This window comes from Aquimarina mytili (assembly GCF_016735115.1).
In the GTDB taxonomy this organism is placed as follows: domain Bacteria; phylum Bacteroidota; class Bacteroidia; order Flavobacteriales; family Flavobacteriaceae; genus Aquimarina; species Aquimarina mytili.
In genome coordinates this window covers 317,751-336,266 of record NZ_JAERQJ010000002.1, presented here as the reverse complement: position 1 = coordinate 336,266, position 18,516 = coordinate 317,751, and the positions used below count along the sequence as shown (strand labels likewise).

Sequence of the window (18,516 nt, the reverse complement as noted above, 5' to 3'; positions counted from 1 at the left end):
ACTGTGATGAATAGTAATTAATTGGATTTATAAATCGTGGTGATTATTTTATCAGAATTGGCATCATATTTTTCTAAGATAAAATTCTGATCTTTATCAAAATATCCTAAACAATTATCTTTTTCGCCCATATTAACATTATAGTAACCGCTACTTAGTTTTCTTACTTTAGAAACTTTGTTTCCCGATTTATCTATAAAAGTCATGCGATATCCTTTACCATCAGAGATCTTACTATAAGTCCCTATGTCGGAAGACGAATGAGATTGTTGTACTTTTACTTCCTCATCTTCATAGATGGCTGTTTGGTTCGTCTTGTCTTCATCACCTGGATTTAGCTTTATTTTGCTTTTTTTAGTAACGACCTCCTGTTTTTTGATGATTTTTTCTTCACCATTTGGGCCTTTTATCCGGGTGATTTTAGTTATGGTTTCTTTTGACGAATTTTCTTTTGGTTTAGATTCATCTGATTGCGCAGAAACTATAGCTGCACAACTCATAAATACTGTTGTAGTTAGAATTTTTAAAGTTCTCATTTGCTTATTTGTTGTTGGTTAAAATTACAAAAAAATGTAAAAATCTCATAAAAACCTTGTCGTTACAGTCTTTTCGGGTACATTAAAAATGATAATTAGCATGATATTTTAAAATATATATTCTTGTGATCATGCACTTGTATACTTCGTATTATTACCATTATCTTTGCACTCTTAAAATTGATTTCAATTTTAAATAACACAGATTTTATATTTTTATTATGAAAGCAGGAATTGTTGGATTGCCTAATGTTGGAAAATCAACATTGTTTAATTGTTTATCTAATGCAAAAGCGCAAAGTGCAAACTTTCCTTTTTGTACTATTGAACCCAATATAGGAGTGGTTAATGTGCCAGATCCCAGGTTAGAAAAACTGGAAGAGTTAGTAGAACCTGAGCGTGTAATTCCGGCTACTGTGGAAATAGTTGATATTGCTGGATTAGTAAAAGGCGCCAGTAAAGGAGAAGGGCTAGGAAACCAGTTTTTAGGTAATATTCGCGAAACAGATGCTATTATACATGTTCTGAGATGTTTTGATAACGATAATATTGTTCACGTTGATGGTTCTATAGATCCTATCAGAGATAAAGAGACTATAGATATAGAATTACAATTAAAAGACCTGGAAAGCGTTGAGAAAAAACTGGATAAAGTAAAACGGGCTGCTAAGACTGGCAATAAAGAAGCTCAGAAAGAAGAGGCTATCTTATTACAACTCAAAGATGGTTTAGAAGCAGGTACGTCCATTAGAGCTATAGATATTTCTGAAGATGATCGTGATGCCTATGTAAAACCATTACAATTTATTACAGACAAGCCGGTGCTTTATGTTTGCAATGTTGATGAAGGGGCTGCTGTTAACGGAAATGAATATGTAGATAAAGTGAAAGAAACTGTTGCTTCTGAAAAAGCTGAAGTAATTGTACTTGCAGTTGGAACTGAAGCAGATATTACAGAACTTGATGATTATGAAGAAAGACAACTATTCTTGCAAGATATGGGATTAGAAGAACCAGGTGCATCTGTTTTAATTCGGTCAGCATATAAACTCTTAAATCAGCAAACATATTTTACTGCAGGAGTTAAAGAAGTGAGAGCATGGACTGTAACTATAGGTGCTACTGCACCTCAAGCGGCAGGAGTAATTCATACCGATTTTGAGAAAGGGTTTATAAGGGCAGAAGTTATCAAATATGATGATTTTGTAAAATATGGTAGCGAAGCCAAAGCTAGAGAAGCTGGAAAATTAGGTGTTGAAGGAAAGTCTTATGTAGTGAATGATGGAGATGTAATGCATTTCCTATTTAATGTATAAATAACATTTATCTAATATTAAAAACCTTCTTGTTATCAAACAAGAAGGTTTTTTTGTGTCTTTTAAATAACAAAGATTATATAGCAAATAAGATATCAATACAATTATAAATACCTTTTTTAATAATATTTTTAGTAAATTAACAATCTTATAGTAAGTGCTTACTTACTTAGAGGGGGGTAAAATATCTATAAAAGATATCGTTTCAAAAACTTTATTCGGAAGCTTGAGGATAATTATATTATTATATAGTATTGTATTCATAGGATTGAATACTTCTAAAAATGGTCAACCAACACAGATAACCAATGATAGTGTTGATGTATTGATCAAGAAAAGTATTGAGTTATACTATGATTATAAAATTAAAGAATCGCTAGATTCTGCAATTAAGGTGGTTGATTATGCTCATGAACTAGATAATATTAATTTTAAGTATAGAGCCCACTACATTATTGCTAGTAATTTTGAAGTGATTGAAGATTTTAAAAATGCAAAAAATCACTATCAGGAAGCATTAAAATTTGCAAAAGAAAATAAAGACTCAGTATTCATTATAAGAAGTCTTAATGGCTTAGGTAATGTGCATATTGAACTAGACAAAGATATCACGAATAGTGTTTCATACTATAATAAAGCCCTGGACCTGGCTAAAAGAGCTAAAATAAAAAAAGAACAATTTGGTCCAGTTTTAAATTTGGCATGGGCGTATATAGATCATAATAAATTTGACACGGCTTTTCCTTACCTTATAGAAGCTATGGACTTGGCAGATGATTGGGGAGGTTTATATGCAAGCAATGATGTTAAATATTTACTAGGCAGGTACTATGCAGGAAAAGGCAATTTTGTAAAAGCTAACGCATTATTTAATGAAGTAATTAAAGCTACCGAAGAAAAACAAGCACTTACAATTCTTACAGATACTTATAAAGCAAAATCAGATCTTTTTGAAGAGATTGGCGAGACAGATTCTGCCTTGTTTAGCATAAAAAAGTTCCTGTTTTATAAAGATAAATTTTTTGATGAAGAGAAGCTGAAACAAGTAGAAATTGCTAAAGTAAATTTTAGTATTGATGAATACCAGAGAGAATTAGAATCTATTCAGAAAGAAAAACAATACTTGGCAAAGATTGCAAGAAACAATATTGCAATTACTTTTACATCCATTGGTTTGATATTATTACTTGTGGTGATATTTTTCTTTTATAGAGGGTATAGATCAAAGAAAAAACTCAACAAAGTACTTAAAGAAAAAAATGAAGAATTACTGGAGGCAAAAACAGAAGCAGAAAAACTTACAAGCGTAAAATCTCAGTTTATTTCTACAGTAAGTCATGAACTGAGAACGCCTTTATATGGTGTAGTTGGTATTACAACGTTGCTAATGGAAGATAGTGATATTACTACAAAGCATAAAAAGTTACTTAATTCATTAAAATTTTCAGGAGATTATCTTTTAGACTTAATAAATAAGGTGCTAAAAATAAGTAAAATAGAATCCGATAATGAAAAGTTGACAAAAACCCCGACTAATCTTTTACAGCTTTCACAAAATTTATTACATTCTTTTGATTATCAGGCAAAAAACAAGAATAATGAACTGGTTTTAGAGGTGCAAAAGGAGCTCCCAGAAATATTACTTGTTGACTCATTAAAACTATCTGAAGTATTAATTAATCTTATAGGTAACTCTTCTAAGTTTACTGAAAATGGAAAAATACATCTTAGAATTAAAATAAATTCAATAGAAGATGATGAAATACAAGTTAGGTTTGAAGTCGAAGATAATGGTTTAGGAATTCCAGAAGATAAAAAAGAATTCGTGTTTGAAAAGTTTTCCCAGATTGGTAGAGAGTTTAATAAGTTAGAAGGTACGGGATTAGGGTTGTCGATTGTAAAAAATCTTCTCGAAATGATGGATAGTAAGATCTATCTAGACAGTAAGGAAGGACGAGGAACTAAATTCTATTTTGATCTTAAATTAGAAATCATTGATGAAAAAGAGGACACAAAAATAAAGCTCAATGGTCAAGATGAAACAAATGTTTACAGGAAAATATTAGTAGCAGAAGACAACAAAATAAATCAAATTGTGACCAAAAACCTTTTGGATTTAATCGGATATGAATGCACAATCGTTGAAAATGGATTTAATGCCTTGCAAATGGTGAAAAAGGAAAGCTTTGATCTAATATTGATGGATCTTAATATGCCATATCTTAATGGTACAGAAGCAACGAAACGTATTCGCGAATTTGATAAAACTACACCAATTGTGGCACTTACCGCTTCAGAATTAACCGAAGTTCAAGAAGAATGTATGGCTATAGGAATGAATGATATTATCAATAAGCCTCTAAACAAAAATGATCTTAGAAATATAATTCTAAAAAACCTGGTGAAATAATTGCTGCTAATTTATTTTTTAGGTAAATCATTGATAAATGAAACGGTATTTTGAAGTACTGCTTCTGAGCTTTCTTTATGAGGTGTATGACCTATTCCTGGAATTACTAAAGGGATAGAATTTCCAGAAGTGTTTTCAACAATAGAAGTTACCTGTTTGATGGTGCCAAATTCATCTTTTTCTCCCTGAATAATTAATGAAGGACATGTAATCATTGGTAAGTATTTTTCTATATTCCAGGATTGATAGGAGTCAGAAAGCCAAGTTTCTGTCCACATTCTAAATACATCATCGGTTTTATCTCCATGATATTTAGATAACTTCTCTTTTAAGTTTGTGTTTTTATACGCAATTACGGCTTCTTTTATTCCAGAAATTGTTTCTTTTTCTACAAAAACATGAGCCCCTTCAGTAATAATACCTGTTATTTTTTTCGGAAATAATGCGGCAGTTAACAAAGCAATACTACCTCCATCACTATGTCCAAATAATACAACATCTGTTAATTGCAATTGATCAATTATTTTTGCTAATATTTCGGCTTCTTTAGTAAGATAATCATTCTCTCTTTTTGATGTAGTAAAAGGAGCAGATTTTCCATACCCTAGACGATCATACGAAAGAGTATTGCATTGTGTTTTTAGTGCTATTCTTTCGGGAAAATTTCTCCATAGTGCAATGCAACCCAAAGAATCATGCAAAAAAATAATAGTTTTTTTTTCTTTTGATAATACACTATAATCTATGGATAAGTGTATTTGCTGATTGTCTAATATTAAATCCAAAAAATAATGTTTTTGTTATAAAAAAACTTAAAATTAAGCTAAAGTCAATGCAATTGTATATTTTGCATCATTAAAGCTGTAATACTAATACTTTTTTTTAGTCTTACAAGAGTATGGATCAATCAAATTAGTTAGAAATACATTAAAGTCTATACTAAACAGCGCTCCTTAAATGGATTATAATAAAATAAATAAATGAAAAACACATTAATCAAAATCTCTGTTGGATTGTTATTAATCAGTTGTGGTACACCAAACGCATCAAAAGACATAGCAACCAATTCACCTATTGTAACTGCCATAGATTTAACTCAAACAACCGATGACAAAGTTCCGGTAACTATTGATCCAGGACGTTTTACTCAAGATACAGTTAAATATTATCTTCCAAGAGTTGTTCAAGGAACATATGCAGTGAGTGATTTTGGAAAGTTTGTTGATGATTTTAAAGCTTTCGATTATGCAGGTAATGAGATGAATATCGAAAAACTGGACACTAATACATGGTTAATTGCAAATGCCAAACAGTTAGATAAAATAAGATATAAAGTCAATGATACCTATGACATTGAAAACAAGGACGGTGAGACACCATTTTCTCCTTCTGGTACAAATATAGAGCCCGAAAACTATGTACTAAATTTACATGGTTTTATAGGATATTTTGATGTGCTTAAAAATAACCAGTATGCCCTAAATGTTAAGGCCCCAACAACTATGAAAAGAACCTCGGCATTACAGAATACCGGTTCTGAGACTAGTAAGGATGGATCTGTTACAACAGATAAATATTTTGCTTCAAGATATTTCGAAATTACAGATAATCCTATGATGTATGGTAATCTCGATGTGGAAGAGTTTCAGGTTGGTGATATCAAAATAGTTTTAAGTGTTTACTCTCCAAACAAAGTGCATACAGCAGCCAAGATAAAGGAAACTGTATTTAAAATGATGAAGGGTCAAAAAGCATATATGGGAGATATTAATAGCACTCCCAGGTATGATATTTATTTGTATTTGGCTTCGGGAACTGAAGATTCTCCATCCGGATTTGGAGCATTAGAGCATCACACATCTACTGTTGTAGTATTACCCGAACAAATCCCTGAAGATCGATTGGCGTCAGCAATGATTGATGTGGTGTCGCATGAATTTTTTCATATCGTAACACCACTTAGTGTACATTCTGAAGATGTACATTATTTTGATTACAATACTCCAACTTTTTCTAAACATTTATGGATGTATGAGGGTGTAACAGAATATTTTGCAACACTTTTTCAAGTAAATCAAGGGTTAATTGAAGAAGACGAGTTCTATCAAAAAATAATGAGTAAAATTCTAAATGCAGGTGGATATGATGACACTATGAGTTTTACAACAATGAGTGAAAATATATTAGATGAACCTTATGCTTCAAATTACGTTAATGTATATGAAAAAGGTGCTTTAATAGGTATGTGTATAGATATTCTGATGCGTGAAGAAAGTAATGGAAATCGTGGTATTTTATCTCTAATGAAAGAATTATCATTGAAATATGGTAAGAATAAACCCTTTGAAGATGATAAAATTATAGAAGAGATTACTAAAATGACATATCCAACTGTTGGAAAATTTATCCAAACTCATGTAGTTGGAAAAACGCCTATCAATTATGATGAGTTTTTTAATAAGGTTGGTATTGTAACTAAATCTGAAAAAATACAAACAAATTATATCCAAAATGCCGGAGAATTGATTGTAGCTGGAGATCAAGATAAAGGTACCATCTTTTTTACTGATTTGGTTTTAGAAAATAGTTTCTGGAAAGAAAATGGAGTATTACCAAATGATAATATTGTAGAGATAAATGGAACTAAACTTAATGTGCAAAATGCTAATCAGGTGCTCGGCGCCACTTTTCAGTGGCAAGAAGGTGATGATATTGAAGTTAAATTAGATAGAGCAGGAGAAGAGGTAGTGATCAAAACCAAAGTTGTTAAATCATATACTAAAGGAAAAAAACTTACTTCAAAAGATGATTCTTCTAAGAGTCAATTAGACTTAAGAACGGCTTGGTTAAAAGGATAAGAATTTATTGAGTATATGATTCTGTATGAAACTAAAAGCTTACAGAATCATATACTACTATTTTGTTCCAAAGATTTTTATTTTCTTCGACAAACTTTTTGTGAATAGGATCTACTTGATAGTTATCATGTGCTTCTTTAGATTTAAAAGTTAATACTACACAATACGTATAAGAATCATCAACTATTGGTCTTGTTGCTGTATCGGCAGGGATTCCGATATGACTAGAAGTTATAAATTGACATTCTTTAAATAATGTAGAAACGCCATCTTCAAAAGTCTTTCTATCCATTAAATTGTCGGGGTTATTAAGCCAAAAGAGAACAGTGTGCACAAAATCTCCCTTTATCGTTCTCGAATTAAGTACTTCTTTATTGGCTGTTGTTTGTGCAATTGAAGCAAAACCAATAAAAAAAAGCAAGGTTGATATTATAAATTTCATATGTGTTTTATTTCGATAAATTCAACTTAAAGATACTAAAATGTAACTATGTAATTTTCAAAACAATTCTATATCGCGCTTTTCCATTTTTTAAATGAGTGAATGCGTCATTTACTTTTTCCAGGGGAAATTCTTCAGTAATAGGATAAATTTCATGACGGATACAAAATTCAAGCATTTTACGAGTCAAAGCCGGGCTGCCTAGTGGGCTTCCTGACAAGGATTTATCTCCACCAATTAAACTAAAAGCTGGAATCTCCATAGGTTCTAATACAGCTCCAACATTATGTAGCCTACCTTTTGGGGCTAATATCTTTAGATATCCTGGCCAATCTAAAGTAACATTAGTTGTATTGAGTATGAAACCTAATGTACCATTGATTTCTTGCATTTCAGAAAGATCTCGAGAGTTTACAACACGATGCGCCCCCATTTTTAAGATTTCTTCTTTTTTTGTTGGGTTGGAGCTAAAAGCTGTTACTTCGCAGCCCCATTTGTTTAAAAATTTTACAGCCATATGCCCTAATCCGCCAATACCAATCACACCAACTTTATCGGTGGGTTTTACGCCAGAAGATAAAATTGGATTGAAAACCGTAATTCCTCCACAGAGTAAAGGGCCGGCTTTACTCATGTCAATTCCTGAAGGAAGAGGGGTGGCCCATGACCAATGACTTCGAACATAGTCCGCAAAACCACCATGACGCCCAACAATAGTTTCTTCTTTTGTGGCGCATAAGTTATGACTTCCTCCCATACATTGATCACAATGCATACATGACTCAGAAAACCAGCCGAGTCCGACGAGATCACCAATTTTCATGTTTTTCACACTTGTTCCAATTGCTATGACTTCACCTACAATCTCATGACCAGGAACAAGTGGGTATTGAGCATTGCCCCAGTCGTTATTGAGCATGCTTAAATCAGAATGACATATTCCGCAGTAATGAACTTTTATATCTACTTGTTCTTCACCTAGATCGGGTAATTGATATTGAAATGGCTCAAATTGGGCTCCAGGTTCTTTTGCTGCATAGGCGTGTATTGTTCTCATAATTCTCTTGTTTCTTTACTACCATGAAATTACAAAAAAAATAAGGTATAGAGCATCTATATGTTTACCCATAAGACGTAGTGGGAAATGGTACTTTATTTCAGAAAAATTTTTATTGGTACGAGGGTACTAAACCTCTTAATCCCATATCAACAATATTCTCTCCCGCGTTTGGCTCTACATCCCATTTGCCATTTCCGTTTGCATCTATCCATTCAAAACTTTTGTTGATAGATAACGATAGTGTTACCATAATATCATTTGTTTCTTGACCAGTAATCACTAAGTTAGAGTCAAAGTTCCCTGTCACGACACAAGAGCCTTGAGGTATTGGAGAAGTAGCAAATAATGGATTTGGAACCGTTGTAGCACCTTCCGGAGCTTGTCCTGTTAGTACACCAGTTACGGTTTCAAACCCCCAATATCCTTGAGGTTTATTTTCATTTACCGTTACCTGTTCGTTTTTCACGGTATATTGAGTGATATAATTATTGAATCCAACAAAACTGGCAACCGTTCCCGTAAAAGGAATGTCATTGAAATAAAACTCAACATCATAATTTTGATACGAAAGCGAAAGGCGAACCCACTCATACGAACCAGGAGTGATATTTTTTAACGGAATTTCTATAAAAATATCACCAGGGGCAACTACATTTGATTTTTCAAAATCTATAGCATTTTCCCCGCCAGCAGTAGTCTCTGCTGCTTGATATAGTACTGCACCATTTCCTAACAACGTATTTGAATTTTGTGCAAACTCCAGATAATGAGCAGAAATTGAATTAAAAATTGGATTTTGAGCAGCATTACCCGCCGGAATTTCTGCAGGAGAGCCATTATTCCCCAAACGAACTTGGTCGCTATCAACAACAAGTTTTACGATTAACTTAGGGGATACAGTAGTAGTTTCATCATCGTCGCTACAAGAAAATAAGATAAGAGTAGCTAAAAGACTTAAGAACAAATTTCTCATTATTTGGTAAAATTTTAGGGCTTTAATATGATTCCGAATATAGGAATAAAATCGAATATAACTCTTTTTGATTGCATATCAGGAAATAGTATTCGGTCTTACACTTCTATATCAATAGTAGGATAGGAGCTATTAATGTAATACTCTAAATTATACCAATCGTGTATTTTTATCTTACCTGGATATGTATATGATCATCGTGTCGAACTGCTCTGCAACCATGATAGCGTATTTTAGGGTTCACTAATTTCATTCTTTTCTTGAGATGCGGTTCTATAAATAACTTTTCTAATTTTTTATTCTTTAAGATGCTTTTTATTAATGTTTTGGTTCCTTTTTTAGAGAAAATTAATTCTGTGTTTATCCTGCCAAAAGTCAAGTACTTTGGATAATCATATTGAAAATAACCATTGTTTAGGCATGTATCGATTTGATTATATTCATTTGATTTAGGGGCTTCAAACACACCATAACCACTTATTGATTTTTGTTTATACGTTAGTTCTCCACTTTTTGTTTCATAAATCAAACTAATGTCGATTTTCTTTCCATCATTATGACTGAGGTGTGGAAGAAGAGGAAATTTATTTATAAACGGAAAATTGGCATCTAAATAATGTATTTTAATACCAGATCCATTCAATTCTTTTTCTGTTTGTAATAGAAGTTCATTTAGTTGTGGGCTAACATAATTTCTATTCAATAAAACGGTCATATAATTTGTTGGTCCTATCAGATCGGTGTGTTTTACTTGCTCTCGTCCAAAAATAGGGGCGATGAATGGAATAATTAGGAATGTTGAAAACAGGTACAGCCCAATAAAAATGATAAAAGGTTTAAATGTAGAATTCCATCTCCATCTTTTAGTTATAATAAGACTTATTAAATAAATAATTCCACCGATTTGAGAAATTATAGCCAGAAAAATAAACAAGAGAATTTTTGACGTTATTTTCAGTATAATTTTTAACAATGGGTTTTGGTTTTTTTCTCTAATTCTTTTGAACTTATCTAGTTTTTGAAAATAGGTAAAAAGCCTTTTCTTCATTCATATTTAATTAAAGCTAATTACTCTATACAATGTAAAAATACAGATATTTCCATTTGCAGATGGTTTTAGATCAAATAATGCGTAAAACCTTGCATACCAAATAATCAACAAAATCCGTTATAGATTTGTTAATTACTTTGTAGAGGGGCTGTTTTAATTTTGTAAGTGAAACCTTATATTAGCAGGCATTCTACCCAAAATTTTATGAGCAAGGAAACCAAATATACCGAAGATAATATACGATCCCTCGACTGGAAAGAGCATATCCGTATGCGGCCGGGAATGTATATTGGTAAGTTAGGCGATGGATCATCTGCAGATGACGGGATCTATATATTATTGAAGGAAGTACTCGACAACTCAATTGATGAGTATGTTATGGGTGCTGGCAAAACGATAGAAATATCTATACAAGGAGATAAAGTTATCGTAAGAGACTACGGACGTGGGATTCCACTAGGTAAGGTAGTAGATGTGGTTTCAAAAATGAATACCGGAGGTAAATATGATTCTCGTGCCTTCAAAAAATCTGTAGGTTTAAATGGAGTTGGTACTAAAGCGGTAAATGCATTGTCAACTTATTTTAGAGTAGAGTCTACTAGAGACGGTAAATCAGCCTCGGCAGAGTTCGAAAAAGGAAACCTTACTAACAAGGATAGTTTAGAAGAGACCTCTCGTAGACGAGGTACTAAAGTTACCTTTGTACCCGATGATTCAATTTTTAAGCATTACAAATACCGGACTGAGTATGTAGCCAAAATGCTTAAAAATTATGTATATCTAAACCCAGGGTTGACCATAATTTTTAATGGAGAGAAGTATTTTTCAGAAAATGGATTGAAAGATTTACTTTCTGATAATATCAATCAAGAAGATAGGTTGTACGATATTATTCACTTAAAAGGTGATGATATAGAAGTAGCTATAACACATAGTAAAACACAATACAGTGAAGAATACCATTCTTTTGTAAATGGACAGCATACCACTCAAGGAGGTACCCATCAAGCAGCGTTTCGAGAAGCATTAGTAAAAACGATTAGAGAGTTTTATGGTAAAAACTATGAAGCTAGTGATATTCGTAAATCTATAGTGTCTGCGATTAGTATCAAGGTCATGGAGCCAGTTTTTGAGAGTCAGACCAAAACAAAATTGGGATCAACCGATATGGGAGGCGGTCTACCCACGGTAAGGACGTATATTAATGACTTTGTAAAGAAATATCTTGATAATTTTTTACACAAAAACCAAGATACAGCAGAAAACTTACAACGTAAAATATTACAAGCCGAACGTGAGCGAAAGGATCTATCTGGAATTCGTAAACTTGCTAAAGAACGAGCTAAAAAAGCAAATTTACATAATAAAAAGCTTAGAGATTGCCGTGTCCATCTTACCGACAGTAAAAAAGACCGTAATTTAGAAAGCACATTGTTTATTACAGAGGGTGACTCTGCAAGTGGATCAATTACCAAATCTCGTGACGTAAATACACAAGCCGTATTTAGCTTACGCGGAAAACCGCTGAATAGCTATAATATGAGTAAAAAGATTGTATATGAAAATGAAGAATTCAATCTCTTACAAGCAGCTTTAAATATCGAAGAATCATTAGAAGATTTAAGATATAATAATATCGTAATAGCAACCGATGCCGATGTCGACGGAATGCACATTAGATTGTTATTAATTACATTCTTTTTGCAATTTTTTCCAGAAGTCATTAAAGAAGGTCATTTGTATATTTTGCAAACCCCATTATTTAGGGTGAGAAACAAAAAAGAAACCATTTATTGCTATTCTGAACAAGAAAGAAGAGATGCTATAGCTAAATTATCTGGTAAACCTGAGATAACACGATTTAAAGGATTAGGAGAAATTTCACCAGACGAGTTTGTACATTTTATTGGAGAGGATATACGATTGGATCCGGTAATGCTCGATAAAGAAAAGTCTATTGAAGAACTATTGTCGTTCTACATGGGAAAAAACACACCACAACGACAAGAATTTATTATTGATAATCTAAAAGTAGAATTGGATACCGTAGAGGAAGAAATATAAGGAATACGATTTATGAATTACGAGTTAAGAATTAATTTAAATTAAGCTAATCTTGATACTCTGTAACTTTTAAAATAGCCCCAGCAATTATTTATGGATTTGGAAAACGAAAACGAAGAATTACATCACGAATCAACACCCGAAGATCACAATCCACAAGAAGTTATCACTAAGGTAACAGGAATGTATAAAGATTGGTTTCTGGATTATGCATCATACGTAATCCTGGAACGAGCGGTACCAGCAATAGAGGATGGTTTAAAACCAGTGCAGCGTCGTATTCTTCATTCAATGAAGGATCTTGATGATGGTCGATATAATAAAGTGGCTAATATTGTGGGGCATACCATGCAGTATCACCCACATGGTGATGCCAGTATTTCTGATGCGATGGTACAAATAGGTCAGAAAGACCTGTTAATCGATATGCAGGGTAACTGGGGTAACATTCTTACTGGGGATAGAGCAGCAGCTTCACGTTACATCGAAGCTCGTTTATCTAAATTTGCACTTGATGTTGTTTATAACCCAAAGGTTACTGATTGGCAATTATCTTATGATGGAAGAAAAAAGGAGCCTATCAATCTTCCGGTAAAGTTTCCATTATTATTAGCTCAAGGAGCAGAAGGTATTGCGGTAGGACTGAGTACTAAAATACTTCCGCATAACTTTATTGAACTTATAAATGCCTCTATAAAACATTTACAAGGCAAACGTTTTACTATTTTACCTGATTTTCCAACTTCAGGAATTGCTGATTTTACGAACTACAACGATGGTAATCGAGGAGGTAAGGTGAGAGTACGTGCTAAAATCTCGCAGCTTGATAAAAATACATTGGTTATTACAGAGATTCCTTTTTCGACCACCACAACATCGTTAATAGATTCAATTCTTAAGGCCAATGATAAAGGGAAAATCAAGGTCAAGAAAATAGAAGATAATACAGCAGCAGAAGTTGAAATATTGGTACATCTTCCTTCAGGGATTTCACCGGATAAGACAATTGATGCATTATATGCATTTACCAATTGTGAAGTTTCTATTTCTCCGTTAGGGTGTGTTATTGAAGAAAATAAGCCAAATTTTATTGGTGTTTCAGAAATGCTACGTCGTTCTACAGATAATACAGTAGAACTATTAAAAAAAGAACTTGAAATTCAGTTAGACGAGTTACAAGAACAGTGGCATTTTGCATCTTTAGAAAGAATATTTATCGAAAACCGTATCTATCGAGATATTGAAGAAGTTGAAACCTGGGAAGGAGTTATAGAAGCTATCGATAAAGGTCTTAAGCCACATATAAAGCACTTAAAACGTGCAGTAACAGAAGAAGATATCGTTCGATTGACCGAAATACGAATTAAACGAATCTCTAAGTTCGATATAGATAAAGCGCAACAAAAGATAGAAGCGCTTGAGGCTGATATAGCACAAGTAAAACATAATTTAGAACATCTTATCGAGTTTGCAATCGATTATTTTAAACGATTAAAAACCACTTACGGCAAAGATAAAGAGCGCAAAACAGAAATTAAGATATTTGATGATATTGAAGCTACAAAAGTAGTTATTCGCAATACTAAACTTTATGTGAACCGAGAAGAAGGATTTATAGGTACATCATTGCGAAGAGATGAATATGTAACTGATTGTTCAGATATCGATGATATTATTTGTTTTACACAAGAAGGTAAAATGATGATCACTAAAGTGGGGTCTAAAACCTTTATTGGAAAGAATATCATGCATGTAGCTGTATTTAAAAAGAAAGATAAGCGCACCATCTATAACATGATTTATCAAGATGGTAGAGGAGGAGCTTCTTATGTTAAAAGGTTTGCGGTTACAGGGGTTACCCGTGATAAAGAATATGATCTTACGCAAGGTAAGAAAAGTTCTAAAGTGACTTATTTCTCTGCTAATCCAAACGGTGAGGCCGAAGTAATTACAATTTTCTTACGTCAGGCCGGAAGTATTAAGAAACTTAAATTTGACCTTGATTTTGCTGATTTAATGATCAAAGGAAGAGGAGTAAAAGGAAATATTGTTACCAAGTATAACATAAAGAGAATTGAGCTAAAAGAACAAGGTATTTCTACATTAAAACCGCGTAAAATTTGGTTTGATGATACTGTACAACGCCTTAATGTGGATGGTCGAGGTGAATTATTAGGAGAATTTAGAGGAGAAGATAGGTTGCTTGTGATTACTCAAAATGGAATTGCAAAAACAATCATTCCTGAAATGACTTTACATTTTAATTCGGATATGATTGTTTTGGAAAAGTGGAAACCTAAAAAACCAATATCAGCAATTTATTGGGATGGAGAGAAAGAGCGTTATTATGTGAAGCGTTTTCTTATCGAAAATTCTGAACGAGAAGAATCATTTATTTCTGATAGTCCAAAGTCATTTTTAGAAGTCGTTTCAACAGATTATAAGCCTATAGCTGAGGTTATTTTTAATAAACTTCGAGGAAAAGATCAACGACCCAATGAAGAAATAAACCTGGAAGAGTTTATTGCCATTAAAGGAGCTAAAGCACAAGGAAATCAACTAACTACTCATAAAGTAAAGCAAATTAATTTGCTGGATCCGTTACCATATGAAGAACCAGAGCCACTACCCGCCGAGGAGATAGAGGTTGTAGAAGAAGAAAATGTGCCGGCGCAACCTGTTAAAAAAGTAGAAGATATTACTCCAGAAACTCCTAATGATGATCCAGAAACAGGAGAAGGCGAACAGGCAAGTTTATTTTAGAATATAAACTTATGATATAAAAAAACCTGTGAACAGTAGTCCACAGGTTTTTTGTTGGTCACTAATAATTCTTATGACTTTTTTACAAATTTTGTTAGAATTACGATATGTTGGCCATTAACCCGCCCTTCAATATGTTCTGGATTGTCATGAACCAATGATATGTTACGTACCGCGGTGCCTCGTTTAGCTGTAAAATTAGCTCCTTTTACGTCTAAATCTTTGATTAAAACTACCGCATCTCCAGCTTTTAGTTGTACGCCATTAGAATCCATGTGTTTTATAGCGTCACTATCCTCTTCACCATCGCCATCTGCTTTAGCCCATGCTAGTGTTTCATCATCAAGATATAACATATCTAGTAAATCCTGCGGCCATCCTTCGTTTTTTAAGCGATTAAGCATTCTCCAAGCTATTACCTGTACTGCAGGCACTTCACTCCACATACTTTCATTAAGACAACGCCAGTGATTTGGATCCATAAGCGATAGATCTTCGATCTGTTCTAAGCAGATTTGAGAGATAAGAATATGTGATTCTAATCCCGAATTTGGCGATTTTGGTACTGCATATATTCTTAGATCTTCTGTAGTACCAGATAATTCACATTTGGACTCACTACGCTTATAAAGCTCTTTTTCAATATTCATTATAACAAGCTTAAGTTATGTTTTGCAAAAATGCATCAAAAAATTATTAATGAATCCCTTTTTGTATATACTTTTTAATTTTTAATAGAATTTTGCTTGCAGTTTATCTTTAAATGAACAATCCCCGGAACCAATGGAGCCGGGGATTGTTTTATGCCAGTATATCTATTGATTTATTATGGCAAAATATGTTTTTAAATATTAAAAACCAGCATACTGAACGGCATCCTCAAGAGTCTTCGCAAAATCATCGTAATTGTTCAATGCTTGTATGCTTAAGTAATTGACCATAGGGTAATTACCACTTCTATATACTTTATTAAAATCTTCAATTCTGAAATTTAAGAGTTTAGCTTCCATTACATCTCTCTTCCAATTCTTTTCTTGTTTCCTCTTCATAGATCCACTTTTAATAAGTTTATCATACTCTACAAGTTTAGAAGTCAGTTCTTTACTTCTTTGAATCATTTCTTCATATTTCTGTATGGAATATTTAACATCATATGTGGGAGACATATTTACTGATGTTGAATATTGAATTTCTTTTTCTTCTGTTAGATTTGATTCGGTAATTGGTGTAGAAAATTGATCTTCTTGTTGAGCGTACATTCCTGTAATAACAAGGAATAATACAGCGAATACATTGTTTTTTCTCATAGTTAGCGAGTTTTGTGCGAAAACAGAAACTGTTTCTTTGAATATTGAATCCAAATTAATAGCGAATTTTCACAACTTAATTATTTTGGGTTTAATTACATAGTTGTTATTCGTTAAAACGCTTTTTTTTAAGATAAAGTGTGTGGTGTTAATAAGTATTTTTGAAAAAAACAGATTTTCTAAAAATTGATTGTATTAAATGATTGGTATTTAGGTTTTTATGATTTGTATTGAATTTGTGGTTTGTAAAGCTTTACGGATTAAAATTTTGTTAAAAACCTCTTAATTTAGCCCTATTTTTCCTTTCACAGACTCAAATAATTTTCTTGAATCAAAGCCAACACCATCTTTGAATACAATCTCCATTTTTCTGATATTTTTAATATCCTTTTCCAGATTACCATTGATTAATACTAGATCTGCAGTTTTCCCTGGTTCTATAGTACCTGTTGTCTTATTTTGATTTAGAAAAGTGGCACCATTAAGTGTACATATTTTGATAGCTTCAGGTAGACTAAATCCAGCCTCAACCAAAATTTCTATTGTGCGTTGATTTGCATATCCAGCTACGGTTCTTCCTGCTCCTGTAGGATCTGTTCCGGCCACTAATAGTCCTCCTTCTTCAGAAAAGCGTTTAACCCATTTCATGTTCTTATGAAATCTAACTGTGGTTGTAGAATCTTTATTGATGTTTCTTTGATAAGTTTTTTTAATTCTTTCCAGTACATGGGGGGCTAAGGCCTCTTGCCCACCACCAGGAACCATCTCATGATTTGTATAGGGTTCAAAAACCACTGGTGTCGTAGTAATTACAGTATTATTTTGAATTAATTTTTTGATTAACGCACCTACTTTTTCATCTTTTTCAGGAGTTACTGTAATTGCTTTTCGTGCTTCAAAAGGATCGCACATATCAGGTTCCTTGTTTTCCATAAAATCACTTGAAACCATAAATCCATGCTCAAGATTATCAATGCCAATATCAGAGGCTTCTTCATAAGTAACAGAGCATAGGTGACCAGTTACTTTTAGGCCTCGTTTATGAGCTTCTTCTACACATATTTTTAAGTCTTTTCTTGTAATGTGATTATATACTTTGAAAGAAGTTACTCCTTTATCAGCCCAATAGTTTACTAACTTGGCTACTTCACTAGTGCCATCAATAAACCCTAATTCAGGAATTTGGTATCCTTCTCGTTCTATAAAAGGTCCAGTAATATGCATTTTTGGCCCTGTCATTTTACCTTCAGAAATCCATTTTTTTACATTTAAATCGGTTTGTGGTTGAATGCTACCGGCCGTTCTCATCATAGTAACACCTCCGGCTAAGTATAGTCTTGGAAACGTAAAAGTCATTTGTCCAACACTAAACCAATTTTCAAAGGGTTGTGGATAAAACATATGTTCATGTAACATGACCAAACCAGGAATTACTGTTTTTCCGGTACCATCAATGACTTTAGCATTTGAAGGAACCTTGATTGATGAAGAATCACCAATACTTTGAATTTTATTCGTATCAATTATTACGGTTTGATTGTTTTTAATAGCACCGCCTGTACCATCTATTAATGTAATATTTTTAATTACAATAACACTATCTTTTACTGCAACAAATGTTTTTACTTGATCAGTAAACTGCTGAGAATATGTGTTGAAAATATGTAAAACGAATGCTAGAAGAAATAATGTGTATTTTTTCATGTGTATAAAAGTTATATCCAGAATATTGAATA

14 protein-coding genes are annotated in these 18,516 nt (G+C 32.8%); 5 read left to right on the top strand and 9 right to left on the bottom strand.

What is annotated here, in order from left to right; translation table 11 throughout:
- Positions 1-17 precede the first annotated feature (17 nt).
- Positions 18-536 (bottom strand): hypothetical protein, encoded by a 519-nt coding sequence (locus tag JJQ60_RS06345; RefSeq protein ID WP_201917817.1) that lies wholly within the window; start codon positions 534-536, stop codon positions 18-20.
- Between the two features lie 221 nt (positions 537-757).
- On the opposite strand from JJQ60_RS06345, the gene ychF reads away from it, so the two are divergent.
- Together ychF and JJQ60_RS06335 are read left to right on the top strand one after the other, a co-directional pair.
- Positions 758-1,852, top strand: a complete 1,095-nt coding sequence (ychF, locus tag JJQ60_RS06340; RefSeq protein ID WP_201917815.1) for a redox-regulated ATPase YchF — start codon at positions 758-760, stop codon at positions 1,850-1,852.
- A gap of 226 nt (positions 1,853-2,078) precedes the next feature.
- A complete protein-coding gene (locus tag JJQ60_RS06335; RefSeq protein ID WP_201917813.1) occupies positions 2,079-4,262 on the top strand; it encodes a tetratricopeptide repeat-containing hybrid sensor histidine kinase/response regulator in 2,184 nt (727 codons plus the stop codon).
- 11 nt (positions 4,263-4,273) lie between these two features.
- Here the strand turns inward: JJQ60_RS06335 and JJQ60_RS06330 are convergent, their stop codons facing one another.
- Positions 4,274-5,047 (bottom strand): alpha/beta fold hydrolase, encoded by a 774-nt coding sequence (locus JJQ60_RS06330; protein ID WP_236669053.1) that lies wholly within the window; start codon positions 5,045-5,047, stop codon positions 4,274-4,276.
- A 195-nt stretch (positions 5,048-5,242) separates the two neighbouring features.
- Between JJQ60_RS06330 and JJQ60_RS06325 the strand changes: the two genes are divergently transcribed.
- Entirely contained in the window at positions 5,243-7,120 is a 1,878-nt protein-coding gene (locus tag JJQ60_RS06325; RefSeq protein ID WP_201917811.1) for a M61 family metallopeptidase, read from the top strand.
- A gap of 31 nt (positions 7,121-7,151) precedes the next feature.
- Here JJQ60_RS06325 and JJQ60_RS06320 read toward each other — a convergent pair whose 3' ends face one another.
- The 4 genes from JJQ60_RS06320 to JJQ60_RS06305 form a co-directional block, all read right to left on the bottom strand.
- The gene (locus tag JJQ60_RS06320) at positions 7,152-7,562 is read right to left on the bottom strand and encodes a Dabb family protein (RefSeq protein ID WP_201917809.1); all 411 of its coding nucleotides are present in this window, start codon (positions 7,560-7,562) and stop codon (positions 7,152-7,154) included.
- 46 nt (positions 7,563-7,608) lie between these two features.
- On the bottom strand, positions 7,609-8,619 hold the full coding sequence (ahr, locus tag JJQ60_RS06315) for an NADPH-dependent aldehyde reductase Ahr (RefSeq protein WP_201917807.1): 1,011 nt from the start codon (positions 8,617-8,619) through the stop codon (positions 7,609-7,611).
- A 112-nt stretch (positions 8,620-8,731) separates the two neighbouring features.
- Positions 8,732-9,595, bottom strand: coding sequence for a hypothetical protein (locus JJQ60_RS06310; RefSeq protein WP_201917805.1), 864 nt, complete (start codon positions 9,593-9,595; stop codon positions 8,732-8,734).
- Between the two features lie 169 nt (positions 9,596-9,764).
- The gene (locus tag JJQ60_RS06305) at positions 9,765-10,643 is read right to left on the bottom strand and encodes a hypothetical protein (protein ID WP_236669052.1); all 879 of its coding nucleotides are present in this window, start codon (positions 10,641-10,643) and stop codon (positions 9,765-9,767) included.
- A 207-nt stretch (positions 10,644-10,850) separates the two neighbouring features.
- On the opposite strand from JJQ60_RS06305, the gene JJQ60_RS06300 reads away from it, so the two are divergent.
- Positions 10,851-12,710 carry a DNA topoisomerase IV subunit B gene (locus JJQ60_RS06300; RefSeq protein WP_201917803.1) on the top strand — a complete coding sequence of 620 codons (1,860 nt, stop codon included), beginning with the start codon at positions 10,851-10,853 and terminating at the stop codon, positions 12,708-12,710.
- Between the two features lie 93 nt (positions 12,711-12,803).
- Complete coding sequence (locus JJQ60_RS06295; RefSeq protein WP_201917801.1) at positions 12,804-15,473, top strand: DNA gyrase/topoisomerase IV subunit A; 2,670 nt, start codon at positions 12,804-12,806, stop codon at positions 15,471-15,473.
- A gap of 71 nt (positions 15,474-15,544) precedes the next feature.
- Here JJQ60_RS06295 and JJQ60_RS06290 read toward each other — a convergent pair whose 3' ends face one another.
- From JJQ60_RS06290 to JJQ60_RS06280, 3 genes are all read right to left on the bottom strand, one after another.
- Positions 15,545-16,123, bottom strand: a complete 579-nt coding sequence (locus tag JJQ60_RS06290; RefSeq protein WP_201917799.1) for a PhnA domain-containing protein — start codon at positions 16,121-16,123, stop codon at positions 15,545-15,547.
- 201 nt (positions 16,124-16,324) lie between these two features.
- Entirely contained in the window at positions 16,325-16,780 is a 456-nt protein-coding gene (locus JJQ60_RS06285) for a hypothetical protein (protein WP_201917797.1), read from the bottom strand.
- A gap of 282 nt (positions 16,781-17,062) precedes the next feature.
- Complete coding sequence (locus JJQ60_RS06280; RefSeq protein ID WP_201917795.1) at positions 17,063-18,484, bottom strand: amidohydrolase family protein; 1,422 nt, start codon at positions 18,482-18,484, stop codon at positions 17,063-17,065.
- Positions 18,485-18,516: the final 32 nt, after the last annotated feature.

Bases quoted from the DNA above. Each gene is read 5' to 3' on its own strand.
- JJQ60_RS06295 (WP_201917801.1), top strand. From the start codon at position 12,804: ATGGATTTGGAAAACGAAAACGAAGAATTACATCACGAATCAACACCC.
- JJQ60_RS06280 (WP_201917795.1), bottom strand. From the start codon at position 18,484: ATGAAAAAATACACATTATTTCTTCTAGCATTCGTTTTACATATTTTC.
- JJQ60_RS06285 (WP_201917797.1), bottom strand. From the start codon at position 16,780: ATGAGAAAAAACAATGTATTCGCTGTATTATTCCTTGTTATTACAGGA.
- JJQ60_RS06345 (WP_201917817.1), bottom strand. From the start codon at position 536: ATGAGAACTTTAAAAATTCTAACTACAACAGTATTTATGAGTTGTGCA.
- JJQ60_RS06320 (WP_201917809.1), bottom strand. From the start codon at position 7,562: ATGAAATTTATAATATCAACCTTGCTTTTTTTTATTGGTTTTGCTTCA.
- JJQ60_RS06290 (WP_201917799.1), bottom strand. From the start codon at position 16,123: ATGAATATTGAAAAAGAGCTTTATAAGCGTAGTGAGTCCAAATGTGAA.
- ahr (WP_201917807.1), bottom strand. From the start codon at position 8,619: ATGAGAACAATACACGCCTATGCAGCAAAAGAACCTGGAGCCCAATTT.
- JJQ60_RS06310 (WP_201917805.1), bottom strand. From the start codon at position 9,595: ATGAGAAATTTGTTCTTAAGTCTTTTAGCTACTCTTATCTTATTTTCT.
- ychF (WP_201917815.1), top strand. From the start codon at position 758: ATGAAAGCAGGAATTGTTGGATTGCCTAATGTTGGAAAATCAACATTG.
- JJQ60_RS06325 (WP_201917811.1), top strand. From the start codon at position 5,243: ATGAAAAACACATTAATCAAAATCTCTGTTGGATTGTTATTAATCAGT.
- JJQ60_RS06305 (WP_236669052.1), bottom strand. From the start codon at position 10,643: ATGAAGAAAAGGCTTTTTACCTATTTTCAAAAACTAGATAAGTTCAAA.
- JJQ60_RS06300 (WP_201917803.1), top strand. From the start codon at position 10,851: ATGAGCAAGGAAACCAAATATACCGAAGATAATATACGATCCCTCGAC.